Below are 4,360 nucleotides of genomic sequence, written 5' to 3' on the forward strand. Positions count from 1 at the left end.
GCCATGGTTTTCGTTCTATTTGGCTAGTTTTATTGATCCTGCAGATGTTGTAGGAATCACAAGTTCAAACTCGTCATGAGTACTTCAATTCAAACGTATTTCTCCTCTCTAATACGCTAGTTTATAATAGTCGTAGGTAAATATACCCAAGTGTTGTAAAATGGGATTATTATAGAAATACAGCGAGGGATGACATGAAGGAGTTTATGGCTTCTTTTACGCGTATGAAAATTTAAGGTAGAGGTGAATGAATTGTACAAGCAGTTTAAGGATAAGAGCGCTAATATGCTAGTAGTAATACTTAGCATTGCTCTTGTATTTATGTCAGTTAGCTTTGTGTTAGTTCCGACAGTATTAGCAGATGGCTCGTTATATGTGACGGCTGTTAACGCAGAGAACGCTGAAAGTAATAAAAGTAGTTCTGTAGCAGAAACGACGCTTGCTGCTCCATCTACACCGAGCGTTGTTACTGTAGGTGTACCAGCGAATGGGATTTACACGTTAGGGAGTACCCTCTACTTTACGGTGGATTTTGATCAGAACGTCATTGTGGATACGACAGATGGGACGCCAAGTTTGTCGCTAATGATCGGAACCAAGACGGTTAACGCTCAATATGTTTCAGGCACAGGAACCAGTACGCTGACTTTTAGTTACACAGTTCAAGGAGGTGATTCTGACCCAAACGGCATAGCTGTCGGTTCGGGCATCTCCCTCAATGGAGGTAGGATAACAGATTCCGAAAGCAACATTGTTCCCTCAGTAACATTAAATAACGTAGGCAGTACCACAGGAGTGCTGGTCAGCGCTGTTGCTCTTGATACATTATTGACATCGACACCAGCTCTTATAACGAACGGCAAGAATGATACTTTTGGGTTTAGCAGCAATAATAACCGAACTTCCTACGAGTGCAGCTTGGATGGATCATTATTTTCCAGCTGCTCGAATCCGTTCACATTGAATGGACTAGCTGATGGTAGTCACACCTTTCAGGTGCGTGCGGTTGATGGGCCTGATGACAAAGATCTAACGCCAGCGAGCTACATCTGGACTGTTGACACTGTTATACCGGACACGACGATTGAATCAGGTCCACCGGCAGCCTCGTATGGTACGAGTGCGACATTTGAGTTTAGCAGCACGAAGAATAATAGCGGGTTTGAGTGCAGCTTGGACGGTGCGGCATTTGGAAACTGTGCGGCTAATGAGACGTTTAGCAATCTAGCTGAAGGCAATCATACTTTGCTGGTGCGTGCGGTCGATGCAGCTGGCAACGTAGATCCAACCCCAGCAAGTTATACCTGGAACAACTATGAAATGAAACTTACCTTTTTAAACAGTACATACACGGTCGTCAAAGGTAGCTTTGTACCGACGGTAGTGAGCATCACATCCTCTGATGGATCTCATTTGGACGTGACGAAAGATGCAATATTTGCGATATCTGATTCTGCAATAGCTTCAATTGATGCGAATGGTCTGGTGAAGGGGCTAAGCGTAGGACAAACTGTAATTACCGCAACCTATGTGGGAAAGACGGCACAAGCAACCATTAATGTAACCAATGATATGCTGTCGATTGCCTTTTCAAAGAAAGAGTATATGGTCACAAAGAACAGCTCCGTACCAACGGTATTGAGCGCCACCTACTCCGATGGATCTCAGCTAGACGTGACGAGAGATGCCCAATTTACAGTAGCTAATCCGGCAATAGCGACTATTGATGCCAATGGCCGTGTGACTGGGCTAAGCGTGGGGAGAACGGCTGTAACGGCAACTTATAACACAGGGACGGCTAGTGCATTCTTAGTTGTTACTCAAGAAAACGAATCATCGAATCCTGGATCAGGCGGCGGCAATTCAACACCACCAGTGACACCAGCACCACCAGTGACATCTACTGTAACACCGGTAACACCAGTAACACCACCGGATAAAGATAAGCCCACAGATGAAAATCTGGAAGATGTAACAGGAGTTAGCTTTAGTGATATTTCGGGACACTGGGCAGAGGATAGCATCAAGAAAGCGGTAAGTGCTGGCATCGTCAAGGGATATCCCGATGGAATGTTTAAACCAGATAATGCCGTGACGCGTGCGGAATTTGTAGTTATGCTAATGAATGCACTAAAGATGCAGGAAGCAGGAGCGGAGCTGAATTTCTCAGATGCAGCTGAGATCAGAGCTTGGGCGCAGAAAGCAGTCTCACAAGCATTATTACTGGGGATTGTTAATGGCTATGAAGACGGTACCTTCGGTCCGAATGGAAGCATAACGCGCGCTGAGATCGCGATGATGATTGCGAAGATACTCAAGTTACCTAACGAAGGGAACGCGATAACTCCTTTCACAGATGATAAGGAAATTCCTGTTTGGGCTAAAGGCGCCGTGGAGGCCCTGAAGGGAAAGGGCATCATACAAGGAACGGGTACTAACCAATTCAACCCTCGTGCCCATACCACGAGAGCAGAGGCATTAACCGTATTATTAAACATGCTAGATAGATTGAACTAAAGTTTGACATTGAACTGCCTGTGATAACGGCTCAATACAGCCCTAAACATTCATTTCTTTAGTTCATTCTATATAGATGACTTAAAATAAAGAATGAAAGGCACCAAGTGGGCAATGTCATTAAGATAAGATCTGGAAGCCAAAAATATCAAGCAAAAGAGCAGGTTATCAAAAAGATAGCCCGCTCTTTTCTTCTCGGAAAAGTGAAAAGGACTTGACAAGCAGTATAAAAGTGTAACGAAGCCCCTTGAAAAACGAGAAGGTTACGCCAATGGTGGAAGCCCGCAAAATGCTCGATGCGGCAAAACGGACCGGGAAGAAATTGACTGTTGGCTATCAAAACCGGACGACGACTCGCTAGCAACGTCGCCACCAAGGTCGTTGAACTATCCGGGCGATGATTCAGTGACGCTGTATTCGCTTTTATGGACAGGTTGAAAGTGAATATTACAGCATAACTCAAGCCTCTCATGGATGGATTTGTAGCGATCCGCCATGAGAAGATAAATAGCCGCAGCGAGATTGTTGTAGAGCAACGGCAAAACTGACAGAACTCCAGCAGGCGAAAATGTTCAGCTTGCTTGCACTGTAAGAGGACAAGAACATACGAATTATACAAGGAAGTGCCCCTCGTGTTGAATACTCCTTGACCGATTTAGGCAATAATTTTGTTCAAAAATGACCCAGCTGCTGATAATAGCAGGGGGTCATTTTTGACTTGGCCTTCTATTCTTAAATGATCCCAATAATCATACATGTCACATTCATTGTCCATGAGCTCGAATCATATGTCGTACCCAGGGTAGCAGTCATGTCTATATTAGAGTGTTAATTGGCTTCCATCCCTAATCTCTTACCAAGTCGACCCCAGAATTTGGAAGTATGCGTATCGACTATGCCTTGTTGAGTCGACACAGCATCCAGCATACGAGTGATCAAGAAAGTTGTTTGTGCTGCGCAGGCATTGCCGCTAGCTCACACCCGGCTCTGACCACGAGATGTCGGCGATCTGGTCTTATCCACTTCGAGAGGGAGCGAGGAAAAAGGTTGTATTAACATGATAAACGCCCTACGTTGTTAGTTGCTTATACCTCGCAACATTCTGAATTGTTCCGGAGTCATCCCCTCAGACTTTCGGAAGCACTGTATGAAGTACGTGCTGTTTGAAAAACCACTGTACTCCGCAATGTGCTTCACCGTCATGTTTGAAGATACCAGTAGGGCTTTGGACTTGAGAATACGACATTCTGTTAAATACTCAATCGGAGTTTTTCCGATAAATCGGTGGAACTGCCTGCTGAAATGTGAAAGACTACAATTCGCCTGCGATGCCATCTGTTCTAGGGTGAGCGATTCATGGCAGTGTGAGCGTATCCACTCCGCCGCCTCGGTTAGCCTGTCTCGCATCCCTGGTTTAGGGATTCCCTCGATAGCTTCTGCATGCTGGACGAGTAAGGCGACCATCTCATAAGTGATGGCTGATAATCTCGCTGATCCCTCTTGAAACGAAGGCATGTTGCAGTCTAACAATTCTGACCAAAGCCGGTCAAGTCGCGCAATACCTTCCCACGAAAAGATCCAAACGTCTCGCTCCCCACGTCCTTGCAGAAGTGAGCCAAGTCCGCGCCCTGTAAAATGTATCCATCTGATATCCCATGGGTCGGTGCTGTCAGCATAATATCGTTGCGGAACGCCAGGCCCGTAAACTTCGCAGTTCCACGAATTCCTCTCCGGTCCACACGTATCCCTTACCTGCGCGAACGAGATGCCAGTTATAGGTTGTTAATCCGTTGGGTCTATTCTCATGGTGCTCTGTCTCATCGGTATAGTGACCGAATGATTC

At 45.7% G+C, this 4,360-nt stretch carries 2 protein-coding genes; one reads left to right on the forward strand and one right to left on the reverse strand.

The features are described from left to right. Nucleotides 1–252 precede the first annotated feature (252 nt). Nucleotides 253–2,517: an S-layer homology domain-containing protein gene (locus CPT76_RS35955; RefSeq protein ID WP_105446268.1), complete on the forward strand. Its 2,265-nt coding sequence runs from the start codon at nt 253–255 to the stop codon at nt 2,515–2,517. A gap of 1,077 nt (nt 2,518–3,594) precedes the next feature. Here CPT76_RS35955 and CPT76_RS42400 read toward each other — a convergent pair. Then, nucleotides 3,595–4,032, reverse strand: a complete 438-nt coding sequence (locus CPT76_RS42400) for a helix-turn-helix transcriptional regulator (RefSeq protein ID WP_146116565.1) — start codon at nt 4,030–4,032, stop codon at nt 3,595–3,597. Nucleotides 4,033–4,360 lie beyond the last annotated feature (328 nt).

The organism is Paenibacillus sp. AR247 (assembly GCF_002968895.1).
Taxonomy (GTDB): Bacteria; Bacillota; Bacilli; order Paenibacillales; family Paenibacillaceae; genus Paenibacillus_AQ; species Paenibacillus_AQ favisporus.